Annotated in this window: 17 protein-coding genes and 1 riboswitch; of the genes, 7 read left to right on the forward strand and 10 right to left on the reverse strand. The window is 62.8% G+C overall.

The features are described from left to right. Positions 1-30 precede the first annotated feature (30 nt). The 4 genes from M5C56_RS09275 to M5C56_RS09290 form a co-directional block, all read right to left on the reverse strand. Entirely contained in the window at positions 31-639 is a 609-nt protein-coding gene (locus tag M5C56_RS09275) for a YqiA/YcfP family alpha/beta fold hydrolase (protein WP_103496874.1), read from the reverse strand. Positions 640-769: 130 nt separating this feature from the next. Continuing rightward, positions 770-1588 (reverse strand): 3',5'-cyclic-AMP phosphodiesterase, encoded by an 819-nt coding sequence (cpdA, locus tag M5C56_RS09280; RefSeq protein ID WP_103496875.1) that lies wholly within the window; start codon positions 1586-1588, stop codon positions 770-772. A 136-nt stretch (positions 1589-1724) separates the two neighbouring features. Continuing rightward, positions 1725-2177, reverse strand: coding sequence for a DUF1249 domain-containing protein (locus M5C56_RS09285; protein ID WP_103496876.1), 453 nt, complete (start codon positions 2175-2177; stop codon positions 1725-1727). After that, positions 2168-2785: an NUDIX domain-containing protein gene (locus tag M5C56_RS09290; RefSeq protein ID WP_103496879.1), complete on the reverse strand. Its 618-nt coding sequence runs from the start codon at positions 2783-2785 to the stop codon at positions 2168-2170. The genes M5C56_RS09285 and M5C56_RS09290 overlap by 10 nt, the downstream gene beginning before the upstream one ends. A 207-nt stretch (positions 2786-2992) precedes the next feature. Between M5C56_RS09290 and M5C56_RS09295 the strand changes: the two genes are divergently transcribed. Beyond that, positions 2993-3733 carry an RsiV family protein gene (locus M5C56_RS09295; RefSeq protein ID WP_103496877.1) on the forward strand — a complete coding sequence of 247 codons (741 nt, stop codon included), beginning with the start codon at positions 2993-2995 and terminating at the stop codon, positions 3731-3733. On the opposite strand, the gene cytX is transcribed toward M5C56_RS09295, so the two are convergent. Together cytX and thiC are read right to left on the reverse strand one after the other, a co-directional pair. Next, complete coding sequence (gene cytX / locus M5C56_RS09300) at positions 3702-4994, reverse strand: putative hydroxymethylpyrimidine transporter CytX (RefSeq protein WP_103496878.1); 1293 nt, start codon at positions 4992-4994, stop codon at positions 3702-3704. The genes M5C56_RS09295 and cytX overlap by 32 nt on opposite strands. Positions 4995-5178: 184 nt before the next feature. Continuing rightward, positions 5179-7068, reverse strand: a complete 1890-nt coding sequence (thiC, locus tag M5C56_RS09305) for a phosphomethylpyrimidine synthase ThiC (RefSeq protein WP_103498049.1) — start codon at positions 7066-7068, stop codon at positions 5179-5181. Positions 7069-7214: 146 nt separating this feature from the next. Beyond that, positions 7215-7320, reverse strand: a riboswitch (TPP riboswitch). Between the two features lie 187 nt (positions 7321-7507). Between thiC and M5C56_RS09310 the strand changes: the two genes are divergently transcribed. After that, positions 7508-8947 (forward strand): TolC family outer membrane protein, encoded by a 1440-nt coding sequence (locus tag M5C56_RS09310; protein WP_103498048.1) that lies wholly within the window; start codon positions 7508-7510, stop codon positions 8945-8947. Between the two features lie 146 nt (positions 8948-9093). Here the strand turns inward: M5C56_RS09310 and waaA are convergent, their stop codons facing one another. Beyond that, entirely contained in the window at positions 9094-10371 is a 1278-nt protein-coding gene (gene waaA / locus M5C56_RS09315) for a lipid IV(A) 3-deoxy-D-manno-octulosonic acid transferase (RefSeq protein ID WP_103498047.1), read from the reverse strand. A gap of 23 nt (positions 10372-10394) precedes the next feature. After that, positions 10395-11279: a LysR family transcriptional regulator gene (locus M5C56_RS09320; RefSeq protein WP_177101507.1), complete on the reverse strand. Its 885-nt coding sequence runs from the start codon at positions 11277-11279 to the stop codon at positions 10395-10397. 108 nt (positions 11280-11387) lie between these two features. On the opposite strand from M5C56_RS09320, the gene M5C56_RS09325 reads away from it, so the two are divergent. From M5C56_RS09325 to M5C56_RS09340, 4 genes are read left to right on the forward strand one after another with little or no spacing between them, the layout of a single operon-like run. Beyond that, on the forward strand, positions 11388-11720 hold the full coding sequence (locus M5C56_RS09325; RefSeq protein WP_103498045.1) for a multidrug efflux SMR transporter: 333 nt from the start codon (positions 11388-11390) through the stop codon (positions 11718-11720). Between the two features lie 53 nt (positions 11721-11773). Beyond that, positions 11774-12949 (forward strand): FAD-dependent oxidoreductase, encoded by a 1176-nt coding sequence (locus tag M5C56_RS09330; protein ID WP_103498044.1) that lies wholly within the window; start codon positions 11774-11776, stop codon positions 12947-12949. Then, positions 12946-13758 (forward strand): aldo/keto reductase, encoded by an 813-nt coding sequence (locus tag M5C56_RS09335; protein WP_103498043.1) that lies wholly within the window; start codon positions 12946-12948, stop codon positions 13756-13758. Before M5C56_RS09330 ends, M5C56_RS09335 begins: the two co-directional genes overlap by 4 nt. A gap of 41 nt (positions 13759-13799) precedes the next feature. After that, complete coding sequence (locus M5C56_RS09340) at positions 13800-14765, forward strand: metal ABC transporter ATPase (RefSeq protein ID WP_103498042.1); 966 nt, start codon at positions 13800-13802, stop codon at positions 14763-14765. Positions 14766-14888: 123 nt separating this feature from the next. On the opposite strand, the gene hldE is transcribed toward M5C56_RS09340, so the two are convergent. Together hldE and msbA are read right to left on the reverse strand one after the other, a co-directional pair. After that, the gene (hldE, locus tag M5C56_RS09345; RefSeq protein WP_103498041.1) at positions 14889-16310 is read right to left on the reverse strand and encodes a bifunctional D-glycero-beta-D-manno-heptose-7-phosphate kinase/D-glycero-beta-D-manno-heptose 1-phosphate adenylyltransferase HldE; all 1422 of its coding nucleotides are present in this window, start codon (positions 16308-16310) and stop codon (positions 14889-14891) included. A gap of 113 nt (positions 16311-16423) precedes the next feature. Then, entirely contained in the window at positions 16424-18229 is a 1806-nt protein-coding gene (gene msbA / locus M5C56_RS09350; protein WP_103498040.1) for a lipid A export permease/ATP-binding protein MsbA, read from the reverse strand. 158 nt (positions 18230-18387) lie between these two features. On the opposite strand from msbA, the gene M5C56_RS09355 reads away from it, so the two are divergent. Continuing rightward, on the forward strand, positions 18388-19590 hold the full coding sequence (locus tag M5C56_RS09355) for an O-antigen ligase family protein (RefSeq protein ID WP_103498039.1): 1203 nt from the start codon (positions 18388-18390) through the stop codon (positions 19588-19590). The last annotated feature ends 89 nt before the right edge of the window (positions 19591-19679 follow it).

Raw genomic sequence — 19679 nt, forward strand, 5'->3', positions numbered from 1 at the left:
GGTCATTCTCGGGCTCCGCGCCTCAGGGCATCAGAGCTGCGAGAAATCGATCGCCTGGTATGTATCGGCACCGATGCCGGCAAAGCTGAGCAAGGCCGGCAATTGTTCGGCAAAGCCCTGGAAACTATGATCGCCGCCGGCCTGGATACGCAAGGCACAGGCCCGGTAATACTGCTGGGCGGCGCGATAGTCCAGGGTTTCGTCGGCGGTCTGCAGCCAGACCTGGAAACGTTGCGGGTCCCGGGGCGCCGGGACTTCCAGCTCGGCCAGGGCCGTCACGTGATCGAGGGTCAGGTCCCAGGTTTCGCCACTGTAGAGGTTCTGCTGGGGACCGAGGAAACCGTCGAACATCCGGTGCGGCGCCACCGCCGGGTTGACCAGCAACGCCTTCAGCCCATGGCGCTCGGCCAGGCACGTCGCATAGTAGCCGCCGAGCGAGCTGCCGACCAGCAGTGGACGACCGAGTTCGGCAATCGCCGCTTCCAGCTGCGGTATCGCCTGGCGCGGATGATGATGCAGGGCCGGTACCCGCAGCTGCGCTTCCAGGCCCAGGCGCTCCATCAGTTGGATCAACTGAGTGGCCTTCTTCGACAGCGGAGAGCTGTTGAAACCGTGGATATACAGGATCGAACCGGACATGTGAGCGTTCTCCATTGGCAGGCTCCCGCACACAGGAGCCGGGCACCGCACAGGCAAAGACGCGCAGTTTAGCCTGACTCCGGCGCGCTGACTCGCCCTGAGACGTTTCCTACCCATTAAGAAGAAGTGATCAGTAGCCGGTGCCGCCGTAGTCGACCTCGAAATCGAAGCCGCGGACCCGGGAAATCGCCGTCTCCAGCCGTCCGTCCGAATGCAGGCGCAGCCAGCGATAGCCCGGTGACTTGTCGTCGACCTTGAAATCCTCGCTACCCGGCGCGAACTGCACGCAGGTAGAAGGCGACGCCAGCAGGCGTACGCCGTTGCGCTCGCGGTCCAGTTCCTGGTGGATATGCCCCCAGAGCAGCGCGCGAACCTGGGGAAAGCGGTCGAGCACGGCGAACAGTGCCTCCGGATTGCGCAAGCCAATGGGCTCCATCCAGGCACAATCGATGGAAATCGGATGATGGTGGAAACACACCAGGTGATGGCGCTGCGGCGCTTCGCTCAGGGCTTGCGCGAGCAACTGCAGCTGTTCGTCCTGCAGATAGCCGGGGACCGAGCCCGGTACGGCGGAATCCAGCAGGGTAATCCGCCAGTTGCCGATATCCACCACCGGCTCGAGCAGATCGCTGTGGTGAGCGGCCTCGGCCATTTCCCGCAACTCGTCGTGATTGCCGGGCAGCCAGCGCGCCGGCGCGTCGATCGCCTCGCTCAACTCACGGAACTGCCGATAGGACGCCACTGTACCGTCCTGGGACAGGTCACCCGTGGCCAGCAGCAGGTCGACAGCGGGCTGCTCCGCCAGCACGCAATCGATCACCCGTTGCAGGCTGTCCCGGGTATTCATGCCCAGCAACGTGCCGTCCGCCTCGGCAAACAGATGGCTGTCGGACAGTTGCACGAGCAACACGGCGTCCGCGGGGGTCGACTGAATGGATTCGCTCGGCAAGAGGCTCTCCTGCAAAATGCTGAGGGGTCGTTCTGCACGCTTCGCTCGGAAAGCGCGCCGCAGGCAATTATGGTCGGGGAATCGGCAAAGAGGAAATGGGTGAAACGGACACACTTCACATTTAACCGGATACAACCTAGCGAATCGCCTCGAACTCATGGCCGCAGGCCAGGCAATGACTCAGCCACTCCCCGAGAAACACATTGAGCTGGGCTTTTTCGTCCGGCTGGTGCATGGCCGAGTTCGGATACGGATAGATACTGCGAAAACGCCGGGCATGTTCGGCACTGATCACCTCGGCCATGCGCGCGTCGTGGTAGACCTGTACCTGCAACTGCGGCACCGGCAACCACGGCAGGCTGTGTTCCTGGCGCACCAGCAAGGTGGTGGTGTAGGGATTGTCCTGCAACACCTCCAGCGCCAGCACGCCGAGCATCTGCTCGCCCTGGGTCATGGCAATGCGCCGCGCGCGCTGCTGCTCGCGCATCTGCGGCAGCAACCGCATGAGGCGCGCATAGTTGGCCTCGCAGGCCGCTTGCAGCCCCACCAGGTCAACCCGATAACGTTCGCGCAACAGACTTACGACCATAGCCCCCTCACTTCAGCGCGGTTCAACGCCAGCCATTGCAAGGCAATGATCGACGCCGCGTTGGCAATTCGCCCATCGCGCACGGCTTGCAGGGCGTCTTCGAACGCCCAGACCGTGGCACGGATATCTTCATTTTCTTCCGGCAACCCGTACAGGCCGCCAGCCCCTTGGGTGTCGCAACGCCCCAGGTACAGATGCACCAATTCGTTGCTGCCCCCCGGCGACGGAAAGTACCGGGAGATCGGCCACAGGGCCGTCAGGTTCAGGTCAGCTTCCTCCTGTGCCTCGCGGTGGGCAACCTCTTCCGGTTGTTCGTCCTTGTCGATCAGACCGGCGACCAGCTCGATCATCCAGGGATTCTCGGCCTTGCCCATGGCGCCGACCCGGAACTGCTCCAGCAGCAGCACTTCATCGCGCCGGGCATCGTAGGGCAAGACACACACGGCATCGTGCCGGACAAAGACTTCGCGATTGATCGTATTGCCCATGCCGCCGTCAAACAGTTCATGGCGCAGGTGCAGGCGATCGAGCCGATAGAAGCCCTTGAAGCAGTTCTCCCGGAGGATGACCTCGACCGTGGTCGGGCTGGTCCTGGTGCTGTCCGTCATCATGTTCCCCATTGTGATAGCGGCGAGGCTTTCCCTCGACTTCGCGCCATCCTAACGCGCCGAAGTGCCATGATGCAGCCCTTTCCCCTCGCCGGGATAGACGGGCGCCCCTGAAACCTACTCTAATTAGCGTAGTGGCGAACCGAGTACGCCGCTGACAGTCGAAGCACGATCACTTGACCTTTCTTTCGCTGACGAAGGACACCCATGTCGTTTTTTAAAATCGCCGCGCTGACGCTCATCGCCCTGACCCTGGGCGCCTGCCAGAGCCTGTTCCAGCCAAGCCTGAAGACCCCGCTGAGCGTCAAGAGCGACGCTTCCGAACAGGTCAAGCCGGGCTGCAGCAATCCGGACTGCCCGCTGGTGAATATCAATACCGTGCATTTCCCCGATGAGCCGCAACTGGACGCAGCGGTGGAGCGGGCGTTGCTGCAGATGGGCCGGACCTCGCCCGAGGCGCCGCTGCCGACTTCGCTCAAGCTCTATCGGGAACAATTCCTCGCCACCGCCGAAAGCGGCCACAGCAGCTACTTGGAGGCCAAGGTACGTGAGCAGCATGACGGCTTGGTGATCGTCGAACTCGCCAGCTACCTGGACGATGGTGCCGAGCACGGCATGCCGGGGCGCGGCTTCCTCACCTGGTCGCGCCAGGATCACAAGGCCCTGAGCTTGCAGGACATGCTGCTGCCCGGCCAGGAAGAGACATTCTGGAAGCTGGCCAAGGTCGCCCATAACAACTGGCAGATCAACAACCGGCTGGACCAGGACTTCATTGCGTCCTGGCCCTTCCGGCAAACCCCGAACGTCACCCTGGCCAGCGACGGCGTGATCCTCAAGTACAACGTGACGACCATCGCCCCCTACGCCATGGGCCTGATCGAAATGAGCATTCCCTACCAGCGCCTCAACGGCGTGCTCAAGCCCGAGCTGTTCCCCGCCCGACGTTGAATGCACGACCGAGCAAGCCTTGCAGCAGCCCTGCCACCACCAGTGACGGCAGGGTTGCGCCCAGCTCCGGATGGAAATTGGCCAGCAGGTGGTAGGTCGACACACCGCCCAACCAGGCCAGCAGTGCCGGCCAGCGCAACAGCGACGAAGCCCCCTCGGCGCTACGACCGCGCAGGATGAAGTGATCCACCAGCACCACGCCGAACAGCGGCGCGAACACCGAGCCGATCAGCAACAGGAAGTTCTGGTATTGCGCCAAGGGTGCGAAGCAGGCGATGAGGGTGCAAAGCACACCGATGGCCAGGGCCAGGTGCTCAACCTTCCAGCGCAGCAGGATGCCGCTGGAGACCGCCGCCGAGTGGATATCTGCAAAGGCGTTTTCCGACTCGTCGAGCAGGATCAGCAACAGCGGGATCCCCAACCCGGCACCGGCCAGGGCCAGCAGCAAGGCATTGGTTTCACCGCTGGGAGCGAATGCCAGGGTGTAGGCCACGCCCAGGCTCATCAGCCAGAAGTTGCCGATCAGAAAGCCCAGCGCCGTGCCGCCGAACACGCTTTTCGCGCGCTTGCCGAAACGCGAGTAGTCGGCGATCAGCGGCAACCAGGACAGCGGCATGGCAATGGCGATATCGAAGCCCACGGCAAACGGCATCGAGCCATCACCGCCCTGCGCCCAAAGCGCCGCCAGGTCGGCCTTGGCGAAGAGGTTCCAGGTCAGCCACAGGCAGGCCGCCAGCAGCAGCCAGATGCCCCACTTGCGCAGGATCTTGCGCACGAAGGTCAGTGGACCGCTGACCGCCAGCAGGGTCGCCAGCGCGCCGAACACCAGGGTCCAGAGCAGCGGGTTGGCCAACAGGCTGCCCTCGCTGAACGCCCGGGCGCCCAACAGGCTCGCCGCATCGCGCATGACGATGATTTCGAACGCGCCCCAACCCACCAGTTGCAGCAGGTTGAGCAGCGCCGGCAGGCTGGCGCCGTACTGGCCGAGGCTGAGCTTCAGCGCGGCCATGGAGGCAAGGCCGGTGTCACTGCCGATCACGCCGACGGCGGCCAGCAGCAGGACGCCGACCACGGTGCCGAGTAGGATCGCCAGCAACGAATCGGACAGGCCCAGGCCCGGTGCCAGCAAGGCACCGGTTTGCAGGACCATCAGGCCGATGCCGAGGGAAAACCACAGGGAGAACAGATCGCGCGCGCCGAACACACGCTTGTCGGCGGGGACCGCGAGATCTGGGGAGTAGGTACTGCTGGGTGTGCTCAAGGGTGGTATCTCGGAGATAGGTGTTTTTATTGTGAATGCAGCGGCGCCCGTGCGGACGCCTTCGCGGGCAAGCCCTGCTCCTACAGTTTTGCGTCGAACACAGATTTGGCGCACGACACCGAACTGTAGGAGCAGGGCTTGCCCGCGAAGAGGCCCGCACGGGCGCCACTCATCCCGAATCAGATCAGACTTTCTGGTACAACTGGCTACCTTCACGCTTGAAGCGCTCCGCCTGCTCCGCCATGCCCTGCGCCGCCTCCACATCAACCGCTTCGATCCGCTGGTTGGCCGCGTATTCACGGACTTCCTGGGTAATCTTCATCGAGCAGAACTTCGGCCCGCACATCGAGCAGAAATGCGCGACCTTGGCCGAATCCTTCGGCAGGGTCTCGTCGTGGTAGGCCCGTGCGGTATCCGGGTCCAGGCCCAGGTTGAACTGGTCTTCCCAACGGAACTCGAAGCGCGCCTTGCTCAAGGCGTTGTCGCGGATCTGCGCGCCCGGGTGACCCTTGGCAAGGTCGGCGGCATGGGCGGCGATCTTGTAGGTGATGATCCCGGTCTTCACGTCATCCTTGTTCGGCAGGCCCAGGTGCTCCTTGGGCGTGACGTAGCAGAGCATGGCGCAACCGAACCAGCCGATCATCGCCGCACCGATACCGGAGGTGATGTGGTCGTAGCCCGGCGCAATGTCAGTGGTCAGCGGGCCAAGGGTGTAGAACGGCGCCTCGTCGCAGCACTCCAGCTGCTTGTCCATGTTCTCCTTGATCAACTGCATCGGCACATGCCCCGGGCCTTCGATCATGCACTGTACGTCGTGCTTCCAGGCGATCTTGGTCAACTCGCCCAAGGTCTCCAGTTCACCGAACTGCGCTTCGTCGTTGGCATCGGCAATCGAGCCCGGACGCAGGCCGTCGCCCAGCGAGAAGCTGACGTCGTAGGCCTTCATGATTTCGCAGATTTCGTCGAAATGGGTGTAGAGGAAGTTCTCTTTATGGTGCGCCAGGCACCACTTGGCCATGATCGAACCGCCGCGGGAAACGATCCCGGTGACGCGCTTGGCGGTCATCGGCACGTAGCGCAGCAGTACGCCGGCGTGAATGGTGAAGTAGTCGACGCCCTGCTCGGCCTGTTCGATCAGGGTGTCGCGGAACAGCTCCCAGGTCAGGTCCTCGGCCACGCCATTGACCTTCTCCAGGGCCTGGTAGATCGGCACTGTACCGATCGGCACCGGCGAGTTGCGGATGATCCACTCGCGGGTTTCATGGATGTGCTTGCCGGTGGACAGGTCCATGACCGTGTCCGAGCCCCAGCGGATGCCCCAGGTCAGCTTGGCCACTTCTTCCTCGATGGAAGAACCCAGGGCGCTGTTGCCGATATTGCCGTTGATCTTCACCAGGAAGTTGCGGCCGATGATCATCGGCTCCAGCTCCACGTGGTTGATGTTGGCCGGGATGATCGCGCGACCGCGGGCGATTTCCTCGCGGACGAATTCGGCGGTGATCTGTTTCGGGATGCTCGCGCCGAAACTGTGGCCAGGGTGCTGTTGCTTGAGCAGGCCGGCGGCGCGGGCTTCCTCCAGCTTGAGGTTCTCGCGGATGGCGACGTATTCCATCTCGGCGGTGATGATGCCCTGGCGCGCGTAGTGCATCTGGCTGACGTTGGCGCCGGCCTTGGCCCGACGCGGATTGTGCACATGGGCGAAACGCAGCTTGGTCAGCTCTGGGTCAGCGAGGCGCTGCTGACCGAAGTTCGAACTCAGCCCGGTCAGGCGTTCGGTGTCGCCACGGCTGTCGATCCAGGCCGAGCGTACATCGCCCAGGCCCTTGCGCACGTCGATGATCACGTTCGGATCGGTGTAGGGACCGGAGGTGTCGTAGACCAGCACCGGGGCGTTGACCTCGCCGCCGAAGTCGGTCGGCGTGATATCCAGGCTGATTTCGCGCATCGGCACACGGATATCCGGGCGCGAGCCCTGCACGTAGATTTTCTGCGAACGGGTAAAAGGCTGTACCGACTGCTCGTCGACCTTGGCTGAATCGCTGAGGTTGGCGGCATCTTTTAATTTTGTACTCATCACGGCTCTCCAGACGGTATCCAGGGGGATTGTCGGGACGAACCTGAAAGGCACGGACACACCAGGGCTGGTGCTGTGCTCGGTGCTCGTGAAGGCCGTTCGATTGTCGAACAACATCCCGGACGGAGCACAAGAGGACTCGCCGGGGGACGAGAAATCTTGTTCCCTACGCAGGCGCTAACCTGATCAGGTTCAACGGGATCCGGAATTATCCGATCTCAGCCTCATAGCAAGGCACCCCGACAAGAACAAGCCGAGTGTAGAGAAGACTGCGACATAATGCCATCGCCCCCTTATTCGTCTGGATAAATGGCAGATATACAGGATTGTTGCCGACCCGCCCCCGGCACTACACTCGCTACTTCTTGACGCTGGGCAGGCCGGGCAGTAGCCTCGGCCATCGCATTACCACCGTAATATTTACTCTAGGAACTGCCTCATGCTGCGCAAACTTTCACTGGCCCTGGCCGTGTCTTGTGCGACCAACGGACTGGTCTGGGCAGCTGAAACGCCCCTGACGGCCAAGACCGATCTGGTCAGCGTGTACCAGGAAGCCGTGGGCAACAACGCCGACCTGGCCGCCGCCCGCGCCAACTATGACGCGCAAAAGGAAGTCGTGCCCCAGGCCCGGGCCGGCCTGCTGCCGAACCTGTCGGCCGGCGCCAGTACGAATAATGTCCAGACCTCCATCGACCAGCCGTCGATGAACCTCAACCGCAGCGCCACGACCTACCAGGCGACCCTGTCCCAGCCGCTGTTCCGGGCCGACCGCTGGTTCCAGTACCAGGCCGCCAAGGACGTCAACGAACAGGCCGCCCTGCAACTCTCGGCGACCGAGCAGAACCTGATCCTGCAAAGCGCCGAAAGCTATTTCGCGGTACTGCGCGCCCAGGACACCCTGGCCTCGACCAAGGCCGAGGAAGCGGCGTTCAAGCGCCAGCTCGACCAGTCCAACGAGCGCTTCGACGTCGGCCTGTCGGACAAGACCGACGTGCTGCAATCCCAGGCCAGCTACGACACCTCGCGGGCCAACCGGATCGCTGCCCAGCGCTCGGTGGAGGATGCCTTCGAAGCCCTGATCACCCTGACCAACCGTCAATACAACTCGATCCAGGGCATCGTCCACACCTTGCCGGTGCTGGCACCGACCCCGAATGACGCCAAGGCCTGGGTCGACACCGCGGCCCGGCAGAACCTCAACCTGTTGGCGAGCAACTACGCCGTCAGCGCCGCCGAGGAAACCCTCAAGCAGCGTAAGGCCGGTCATGCCCCGACCCTCGACGCGGTGGCCAAGTACGAGGCCGGCGACAACGACGGTTTCGGCCTGGGCAACCCCAATGCGTTGGGTCAGAGTTATGCCGGCCCAGTGAAGCAGACCACGATCGGCCTGCAATTGAGTGTGCCGCTCTACAGTGGCGGCCTGACCAGCTCGCAAGTGCGTGAATCCACTTCGCGCCTGAGCCAGACCGAGCAGCAGCGTGAAGCCCTGCGTCGCCAGGTGGTGGAAAACACCCGCAACCTGCATCGTGCGGTGAACACCGATGTGGAACAGGTGCAGGCGCGCAAGCAGTCGATCATCTCCAACCAGAGTGCGCTGGAAGCGACCGAAATCGGTTATCAGGTGGGGACGCGCAATATCGTCGATGTGCTGGATGCCCAGCGTCAGCTGTACACCTCGGTGCGCGACTACAACAACACCCGCTATGACTACATTCTCGACAACCTGCGCCTGAAGCAGGCGGCGGGCACCTTGAACCCGGGCGACCTGAGCGACCTGCAGCGCTACCTGAAGGCCGACTACAACCCGGACAAGGACTTCCTGCCACCGGATCTGGCGAAGGCGGCCGCGGCCAATCTCAAGGGCAATCCAAAGTATTGATCGGGACCTTGAGAACGCCACGAAACCTGTAGGAGCAGGGCTTGCCCGCGAAGCTTTTGGCGCCAGTGAGGCCCTCTTCGCGGGCAAGCCCTGCTCCTACAGGACGTATTGCGGCCACAAAATCGTGTTCATCCTTGATTGAGGTTCTAGCGCGACAACAAACGCCCCAACCCATCCAACAAACGCTGCAACGCGCCCTGGTTGGCCCGCATCACCTTCAGCCCCGCCTCACCCATCTTCTGCGCATCCCGAGGCAACTCGAACAGGCGCTGCACCGCCACCGCCAGGCCTTCGGCATCCTCCACTTCCTGCAACGCCCCCGCTTCACGCATCAACGCAGCGATCTCGAGGAAGTTGAACAGGTGCGGCCCGCTCAACACCGGCTTGCACAGCGCCGCCGGCTCCAGCAGGTTATGCCCGCCGTTGGGCACCAGGCTGCCGCCGACGAACGCGCTGTCAGCCAAGGCGTAGAGAAACAGCAGCTCGCCCATGGTGTCACCGAGCAACACCGAGGTTTGCGCACTGACTGGCTCGCCGCTGGAACGCCGTACCGTCGTAAAACCCTGCTCCTGGCACAAGGCGAACACGCTGTCGAAGCGCTCCGGGTGACGCGGCACCAGGATCAGCAAGGCGTTCGGATAGTTGCCCAACAATTGCCGATGGGCCGCCAGCACCACCGCGTCCTCACCTTCATGGGTGCTCGCGGCGATCCACACCGGCCGTTCCTGTGCCTGCCATTGCCCACGCAGTTCAGCGGCGCGCACCAGCAGTTGCGGGTCGATGCTCAAATCGAACTTGATCGAGCCGGTCACCTCGACGCATTCAGGCCGTGCCCCCAGCTGCCGGAAACGCTCGGCTTCGGCCTCGGTCTGCACGGCAATCAGGCTCATTTCCTCCAGCATCGGTCGGGTCAGGCGGGCGAATCGGCCATAACCCTTGGCCGAACGCGCCGACAGTCGCGCATTGGCCAGCGCCACCGGAATCCCGCGCCTGGCGCACTGATGGATATGGTTGGGCCACAGCTCGGTCTCCATGATTACCGCCAGCTTTGGCCGCGCCGCCTCAAGAAAACGCGCCGCCGCCCACGGCAAGTCATAGGGCAGGTAGCAATGCTGAATGCGCGGCTCGTCGGCGAACAGCGCCTTGATCCGCTCGGAACCGGTGGGCGTCATGCAGGTGACCGTGATCGGCAGCTGCGGATACTTCGCCAGCAAGGCGCGAATCATCGGCGCGGCGGCAATACTCTCGCCAACCGACACGGCGTGCACCCAGATCCCGTCCGGGCGCAATGTCGGCAGGCCACGGGCAAAGCGCTCGCCGACCCGCCGGGCATAAGCCGGCGCCTTGCGCGCCCGCAGCCATAGACGCAACGCCACCAGCGGCAGCCCCAGATGAAACAAAAAACTGTAGAGAGTTCTATTCATGGCGACGGAGTTTATCGACTTTTTCAGCCGATCGCCTGCAAGTGCTCGGCAAACCGTTCGGCCAGCCAGCGCGCCGCCGGCCCCAGGGGCTCGTCGCGACGCCAGACCAGTTCAACCACCAGCGCCGGCGGCGTCCATTCGCTGCTCAGCTCGACCATCTGGTTCTGGTACGCCGGGTATTGCACCACGTGCCGTGGCAGCCAGGCCCAGCCCAGGCCGCGCATCAACAGCTCGGCCATCACGTAGAAGGAGTCCGCCCGCCAGACCTGCGGACTGAGCTGTTCGTCGCCGGGGTAACCGCTCTGTTGCGGGGAAATAAGCAATTGCCGATGCCGGGCCAGTTGCTGGCGGTTGACCCGCAGCGAAGCCGCCAGCGGATGATTGACCGCGCACACCGTGACCATTTCGACACTGCCCAACGCCCGCCGCTCCAGGGTCTGCGGCATCTGGTCGTGGTGGAACAGCAGGCCCAGGTCCGCCCGCCGCTCCACCAGTTTGCGCGCGACATCACCCTGGGCACCGCTGGCCAGTTGCACCTCGACGCTGGGGTAATGCTCCGACAGCGCTTCCAGACTGTCGAGCACCGGCTGATAGGGCATGGCCTCGTCCTGGGCCAGGCGCAAACAGGCTTCCTCGCCACGCATCAAGGCCAGCGCCCTACCATTGAGACGATCGCACTGGCGCAGCACTTCCCGCGCCTCCTCCAGCAACGCGGCCCCGGCCTCGGTCAACTTCGGCTGGCGGCCGCTGCTACGCTCGAACAGCGTCACCCCCAGATCGGTCTCCAACAGGGCGATCGCATTGCTGACCGCCGACTGCGCCTTGTGTTGCTGGCGGGCCACGGCGGAAAACGAACGCTGCTCGGCAACGCCGACGAACAGGCGCATCTGCTCCAGGTTCCACTGAATACTCATGGGCAATCCATCTTTTTTTCAGATAGGTAATGACTTTACCCCATCTGGTGAGTCTCTAGAATGCCAACCTTATCAGCAGGCCCAAATACGAGAGATTGTCCCATGCACGCTTACTACTACCTGGCCATCGCCATCTGCGCCGAAGTCATCGCCACCGTCTCCATGAAGGCGGTCAAGGGCCTGAGCACGCCGATCCCCTTGTTGCTGATCATCGTCGGTTACGCCATCGCCTTCTGGATGCTGACCCTGGTGGTGCGCACGGTGCCGGTGGGCGTGGCCTACGCGGTCTGGGCCGGGATGGGCATTGTCATGGTCAGCGTCGCGGCGCTGTTTCTCTACGGGCAGAAGCTGGATATCCCGGCGATGCTCGGCATGGGCCTGATCGTGCTCGGCGTGGTGGTGATCCAGCTGTTCTCGAAGACCGCCGGGCACTAGCCCGCTCGCCACCTGTATACTGCGAGCCTTGTCTTGAACACCGAGGTCGCCGCATGCCATCCGCTCTCTCCACCGATGTCCTGATTGTCGGCGCCGGCGTTGCCGGTCTCTGGCTCAACGCGCGCCTGCGCCGCCAGGGGTTTTCGACGGTACTGGTGGAACGCGCCAGCCTCGGCGGCGGGCAGAGCCTCAAATCCCAGGGCATCATCCACGGCGGTGCCAAATACGCCCTGCACGGTGCCCTGAGCGGCGCCTCGGAAGCCATCGCCGACATGCCGCGGCGCTGGCGCGAGGCCCTGGCCGGCAACGGCGAGCTCGACCTGTCGGACGTGCGCCTGCTCTCCGAAGCCCACTATCTGTGGTCTCCCGGCACCCTGGCCGGCAACCTCACCAGCTTCTTCGCCAGCAAGGCCGTGCGCGGTCGGGTCGACCAGGTCAAGGGCGAGCAACTGCCGCCCGCCCTGCAAAACCCGCGCTTCAAGGGCAAGGTCTATCGCCTGGCCGAACTGGTGATCGATGTGCCGAGCCTGATCACCCGCCTGGCCGAACTGGCCGGTGACGGCCTGCTGGCCGGCCACGATATCGAACCCCTGCTGGACAACGAGCAACTGGTGGGCCTGCGGGTCGATGGCCGCGATATCCATGCCCAACGCATTGTGCTCAGCGCCGGGGCGGGCAACGCCGCGTTGCTCAAGACCCTCGGCCTGAGCCAGCCGGCCATGCAGACACGCCCCTTGCACATGGTGCTGGTCAAAGGCCCGAGCCTGAAGCCGTTGTACGCCCATTGCCTGGGCGGCGGACCCAAGCCACGGATTACCGTGACCACCCATCCTGCGGCCGATGGCCAGTGGGTCTGGTACCTCGGCGGCGATATCGCCGAGGCCGAAGGTGTCGCCCGCGAGCCCGCCGCGCAGATCGCCAGCGCCCAGAAGGAACTCGGCAACCTGCTGCCCTGGGTCGACCTGAGCCAGGCGCAATGGGCCACCTTGCGGGTCGAGCGCGCCGAACCGCTGCAATCGGGCCTGACTCGTCCGGACAACGCCTTCCTCGCCGAACAGGATCGCCTGCTGGTGGGCTGGCCGACCAAGCTGGCCCTGGCGCCGGACTTCGCCGACCGCGTGCTCAAGAGCCTGGAACGCGACGGTATCCGTCCGGGCCCGGCAGCCAGCTTGCCCGACCTGCCGAAGCCGACGATGGCGCAAACCCCTTGGGAGCAACTGCTGCCATGAGCCTGCCGACCCTGCACGACCTGCATCGAGCCCTCGGTAGTACCGGCCTGCAGGTGTCCCCCCTGGGCCTGGGCACCGTCAAGCTCGGCCGCGACCAGGGAGTCAAATACCCCAACGGTTTCCAGATTCCCGACGACCAGCAAGCCCGCCAACTGCTGCATCTGACCCGCGATCTGGGCATCAACCTGATCGACACCGCACCGGCCTACGGTCGCAGCGAGGAACGCCTGGGCCCGCTGCTGCGCGGACAGCGCCAGGAGTGGGTGATCGTCAGCAAGGTCGGCGAAGAGTTCGAAGCCGGCCAGTCGAGCCATGACTTCAGTGCCGTCCATACACGATTCTCCGTGGAGCGCAGCCTGCAACGCCTGGAAACCGATTTTATCGACCTGGTGCTGGTGCACTCCGACGGCAACGACCTGGCGATCCTCGAACACAGCGAGGTCTACCAGACCCTCGCGGCCTTGAAGGGCGAAGGCAAGATCCGTGCTTTCGGTTTTTCCGGCAAAACCGTCGAAGGCGGCCTGAAAGCTCTGGAACAAGGTGATTGCGCTATGATCACCTACAATCTGAACGAACAGGGCGAGAAGCCGGTCATTGACTATGCTGCTGCCCACGGCAAGGCGATCCTGGTGAAAAAGGCCCTGGCCAGCGGCCACGTCTGCCTGGACCCCGGTATCGACCCGGTGCGGGCCAGCTTTGAACTGCTATTTGCACAGCCCGGTGTTGCCAGTGCTATTGTCGGCACCATCAACCCGCTGCACCTGGCCCACAATGTGGCGACGGTGGCCCGGGTCATTCGCCAAAACTGATGCCGCCCAAGCGGCCGACCCCGACGCAAGAAGGAGCCGAGATGCCGCGGACGCTGATACGCAAGAACCCCAGCGACTTCAAGACCCTGCCATTACTCGTCGAGGCGACCCCCGAAGGCTTGAGCTACCAGAGCGTCGGGATGCCGTTGAACTTTGCGCAAACCCTGCACAAACGCAAACCGGTCGCGGTGGACGACCCCGAGCGTTTCACCCTGGAACTGGCCAACCTCGGCGTCTCGGTGCGACTGACCCTGCACTGGCACAACCGCGACTACTGGGTGTTGGTCCGCCAGCGCCGCCAGGATCGCGGCGACGTGGTGCTCAAGCTGATTTCAGGTTATGTGCCGGCCCATGAACTGGCCATTCCGCTGCTCACCGCGATTGCCGAAATCGCCGAAGAGTGCCTGCTGGAAACCCCGGAAGGCTGGCTGACCGGGCGCTTCAACGACACCTGGCTGCCGGCGCCCTACTCCGCGGCGCTGCATTATCGCGAAGCCCTGCCCTTTCGCCTGACGCCCTTGTCCGGCGCGGCAAGGCCGGTACGCTGCGGCGCGCTGCAGTTGATGGAACGACCGCAGACCTACGTGCACCTGCCCACCGCTTCACTGCAGTTGATCTATGACCTGCGGCTCGAGGTCCCCCGCGACGCCAAATCCCTGAGCCTGTTCCATGTCGACGAACGATTGGAGAACGATCAGTTGGTGGCGCGCCTGGACCGCAGTCGTCCCGATCTGTACCTGATGCCGCTCAAGGACGGACGGCCGTGTGCCGAGCTGTACACCCTGAAAAAGGATCAATTGCACCCGGCCAGCACCCGTGGCCTGTACCTGGCGGAAAGCTTTGCCCGACAGGAAGGCTGGGTGGTGCGCGAGGAGCGGATTCGCTGGAAGGACTGGGTCCGGCAGCAGGGGATGGCGGAGCCTGAAAAGGACTCGAAGATCAGGCGCCTGACCGGCAAGGCCCGGCAGATCCTGCGCAAGATCGTGCCGGTGAAAACCGGACGCTGACAGGGAGGAATGTACGCCATCCCTGTGGGAGCCGGCTTGCCGGCGATGGCGACCGTATAGTCACCACAAGGTCAAGGACCTCATCGCCGGCAAGCCGGCTCCACACATGGGCCCGGCGCTTAGTCAGTTGCTGCGGATCTTCTCGACAATCGCCGTGGTCGAGCTGTTTTCCACCAGCCCAAGCACTTTCACCGTACCGCCATAGGCCGTCACGATGGAAGCACCGACCACCTGGTCGATCCCGTAGTCGCCACCCTTGACCAGCACATCCGGCTTGACCTGGGCCAGCAGGTTCTCCGGAGTGCCCTCGGGGAAACTGATAACCCAGTCCACGGCACCCAGGCCGGCCAGTACGGCCATGCGCCGATCAACGCTGTTGATCGGACGGCCTGGGCCCTTGAGGCGGCTGACCGAGGCATCGTCATTGACCGCGACGATCAGGCGATTGCCCTGGGCCCGCGCCTGCTCCAGGTAGGTCACGTGACCGGCATGGAGGATATCGAAGCAGCCGTTGGTGAACACGATCGTCTCGTTGTGCGCCCGCGCATCGTCGACCGCCAGCAGCAATTGCTCCAGGCCCAGCACACCGCGCTCGGAACCTTCCTCGCGCTGGATCGCCCGGCGCAGCTCAGGTGCACTGATGGCCGCCGTACCCAGCTTGCCGACCACGATGCCGGCGGCGAGGTTGGCCAAGGCCACTGCGTGGGGCAGTTCTTCGCCCGCGGCAATGGCCGCGGCCAGGGTCGAGATCACTGTATCGCCGGCACCGGTCACATCGAACACTTCACGGGCCCGGGCCGGCAGGTGCAGCGCCGGATGATCGGGGCGCAGCAGGGTCATGCCATGCTCGCCACGGGTCACCAGCAAGGCACCGAGGTCCAGGTCCTGCATCAACTGGGCACCCTTGGCCACCAGTTCATGCTCATCGGCACAACCGCCGACGATGGTTTCGAACTCGCTGAGGTTCGGTGTGATCAGGCTAGCGCCACGGTAGATCGAAAAGTCCTTGCCCTTGGGGTCGGCCAGCACGGGAATACCCCGCGCCCGGGCGGCCTGGATCAGGACCTGATGATTCTTCAAGGCGCCTTTGCCGTAGTCGGACAGCACCAACACCTTGACGCCTTCGAGCAAGCCATCGACTTCAGCCCCCAGGGCCAGTGCATCGGTGGCGAAGGGTTCTTCAAAGTCGATGCGCAGCAACTGCTGGTGACGACTCATGACCCGCAGCTTGACGATGGTCGGCTGGTGCGCAATGCGCTGGAACAGAGCCCGGACCCCGGCGCCCTTGAGACTGTTGGTCAGGCTGTCGGCGGCCTCGTCGTCACCGGTGACACCCACCAGCGACGCCGGGGCCCCCAGAGCGGCGATGTTCAGGGCAACGTTGGCGGCACCACCGGGGCGATCCTCGATGTGCTCGACCTTGACCACCGGCACCGGCGCCTCAGGAGAAATCCGTGAGGTACCACCATGCCAGTAACGGTCGAGCATGACATCGCCGACCACCAAGACAGGGGCTTGATCGAATCGCGGCATGGACAACTTCATGGAGCAACCCACATAAAAAATGAACAGGGGCGCGATATTAACACAGGGTTGGCGAAGGCTTGCCTAGACAAAAACAGGGCGCAACGATCTGCATCGCGCGCCCTGCCAACGGATCAGACGAGCCCGACGTGCGCCGGTTCGTCCAGGCCCATGGCATTGAGACGGGAGTAGTAACCCTTTTGGGCGAGCAGCTCGGCATGGGTACCACGCTCGACGATACGGCCCTGATCCATGACCAGGATCAGATCGGCCTTCTCGATCGTCGACAGGCGGTGGGCGATCACCAGGGTGGTGCGCCCTTGCATGGCATGATCCAGCGCTGCCTGGATATGCCGCTCCGACTCGGTGTCGAGGGCCGAGGTCGCTTCATCGAGGATCAATAGCGGGGCGTTCTTGAGCAGCGCCCGGGCGATCGCCAGACGCTGGCGCTGACCACCGGAAAGCAGCACACCATTCTCACCCACGAGGGTGTCAAAGCCCTGCGGCAGTTGCTCGACAAAGTCCTTGGCATAGGCGTCCGCCGCCGCGGCCTCGATATCGGCCCGGGGCGCGCCGGCCAGATCGCCGTAGGCGATATTGTTCGCCACGGTGTCGCTGAACAGCGTGACATGCTGGGTCACCTGGGCAATGTGTCGACGCAGGTTCAGCAGTCGATAGTCCTCGATCTCCACGCCATCGAGAAGAATCTCCCCGCTGTCATGGTGATAGAAGCGCGGGATCAAGGCCGCCAGGGTCGACTTGCCGCTGCCGGAGCGCCCGACCAGGGCCACCATCTGCCCGGGCGCGACACTGAAGCTGACATTGTCCAGGACCTGACGCTCGGTTCCCGGGTAGGTAAAGCTCAGGTTACGCACTTCCAGATGGCCGCTGACCGACTCGCGCTCCACGGTACCGGTGTCCACTTCCGGGATCACATCAAGCTGTTCGAAGATACTTTCAGCACCGGCCACACCCTTCTGGACCGTGGAACTGACTTCGGACAACTGGCGAATCGGCTTGGGCAGCAAACCGGCCAGGGTGATGTAGGCGATCATGTCGCCGGCCGAGGCATCGCCGCGCAGGTAAAGCACCAGGAACAACAGCACCGCCATGGCGCTGTAGATCACCATTTGCAACATCGGCGTATAGATCGCACCGGTGCGGGTCATGCGCAACTGCCGGTCGGTGTTGCTCAGGCTGGCCTTGAGGAAGCGCTTCTGCTCATAGGTTTCACCGCCAAAGCTGCGGACCACGCGATAGCCCTGGATGGTTTCCGAGGCAACATGGGTCACATCCCCCATGGCGACCTGGATCTTCTTGCTCTGCTTGCGGAACTTCTTGCTGGAGGTGCTGACCATCACCGCGATCAACGGCAGGATGGCAACCATCACCAGGGTCAGGCGCCAGTTCATCCACAGCAGCGAGAGGAACAGGAAGACCACGGTCATGCCTTCGCGGATCACCACCTTGATCGCGTCGGTCACCGCCCCGGTGACCATGGTCACGTTGAAGGTAATGCGCGAAATCAGGTGCCCGGAGTTGTGGGTGTCGAAATAACGATTGGGCAGCGTCAGCAGGTTGTTGAACAGCTCCACCCGCAGATCGTGGACCAGGCCCAGGGATACCCTGGCCAGGAAGAAGTTACCCAGGTACGAGCCCAACCCTTGCCAGGCGGCGATCAGCACCAGCAGTATCGGCACGGCTTGCAACAATTGCAGGTCGCGCAGGTAAGGCACCGTTGGAAACAGCGCAGCTTGCGGATCCGACAGACCGTCGACGAAATATTTCAGAATATAGCCGAGCATCGGCTGGGTCGAAGCGAATATCAGGAAACCCACGATACTCAGAGCGAACAGACCGATATAAGGCCGTACGTAGCCGAGTAGGCGGAAGTATACTTTCAAGCTCGAGGGGCTTGCGCTGAGACTGGATTCGGTCATATCACGCGGCGATCACAAAAAAGGAGGCTGACTTTAGCACAGCTTCCAGGCTGTACCTGCACACGGTTTGACCAACAATCCCGGGCCTCGACCAATGACATTGAAATGCTGTCCACTTATGATGGGCAGTGATCTCTATTGCGGAATGACTTGCCTGAATGCAACCCAATCGCCTTGCCTCTGCTTCAAACCGTATTTTCGACTTCCTGTGCAAATGGATTCTGCCGTTGGGGTTGCTGATCTTGCTTTCAGGAATGTTCTTTCTCGAGAGCCGCAATGCGCTGACCTCGTTTTACCTCGGGCTGTTCGGTATACCTTCGCTGCTGATGCTCTGCCTGCGCCCACGGGAAATCAAGACACTGCTGGGTGAGCCGATTATTATCGGGTTTCTCGCGTTCTGTATCTGGGTATCCCTAAGTCTGCTGTGGGGGCCTTCGGAGACGACAGACTTCGGGATGATGAAAATCCCATTACAGCCACTCATGCTCTTCGCCGGCTGCGCCATGCTACTGCTGCACCACCGCGCAGTTCTCAAGCCCCTGATATTTTGCGCAGCGCTCATCGCGCTGGTCGCGACGATTGGCGACCTCGCGCCGTTTATAAAAAACTATATGCCTGGTGAACGCATGATCGGAGGAGGAGCCTTCACCAACCCGCTATTAAGCTCCCACCTGTTCGGTTTTTTCTGCATCTACTGGCTGTGCATGTGTATTACCACCGAGCGCCTCTCAACCCTCTGGCTCAGCGTACCGGCCATGGTCATCATGCTTGGCGCAGTCCTGGCGACGGGCTCACGAACCCCCCTGCTTGCCCTGGCCATGTCCATCTGCTGGCTGTCCATTATCACCCGCAACCGACGCGTACTGACATTGATCGCCAGCATGCTGCTGGGCACGGCGGCAATACTGTTGGTGTTTCCCGACCTGCTGGGTGAGCGCGGCGGCTCCTATAGGCCTCAAATCTGGATGGCAGCCCTGGAGATGATCGCCAATCATCCGTGGATCGGCCATGGATACGATTCGGAACTGCGCATCGACGTCGGCATAGGATACCTGCTCTATGAGCCCCATAATTTCTCCCTCGGGGTCCTCTACTACGCGGGCATCATCGGTTTGATTCCCTGGACCTTCATACTGGTCCGAGGCCTGCTCAGTGGTTACAAACAGCGTATTCAACCACTGTACGTCCTCGCATCGACCTTACTGGTCTATGGCATAGGTGCAGGCCTGACCGAAGGCGGCAATATTCTCACCCGACCTCGTGAACACTGGTTTCTACTCTGGATTCCTTTGGCCCTGATCGCCGCCCTGAATATCGCAAACAATCGCGGCAACCAAGCGATTGCTTCAAAGCGACTTTGACAACCGACAACCCAAATCAATACAAGCACACGGGACGCCTGGTCGCCCTCGGGGCAATGGTGTCCCGTCACCATGCAGAATACAGAGCA

This window comes from Pseudomonas sp. MWU13-2862 (assembly GCF_023242495.1).
In the GTDB taxonomy this organism is placed as follows: Bacteria; Pseudomonadota; Gammaproteobacteria; order Pseudomonadales; family Pseudomonadaceae; genus Aquipseudomonas; species Aquipseudomonas gingeri_D.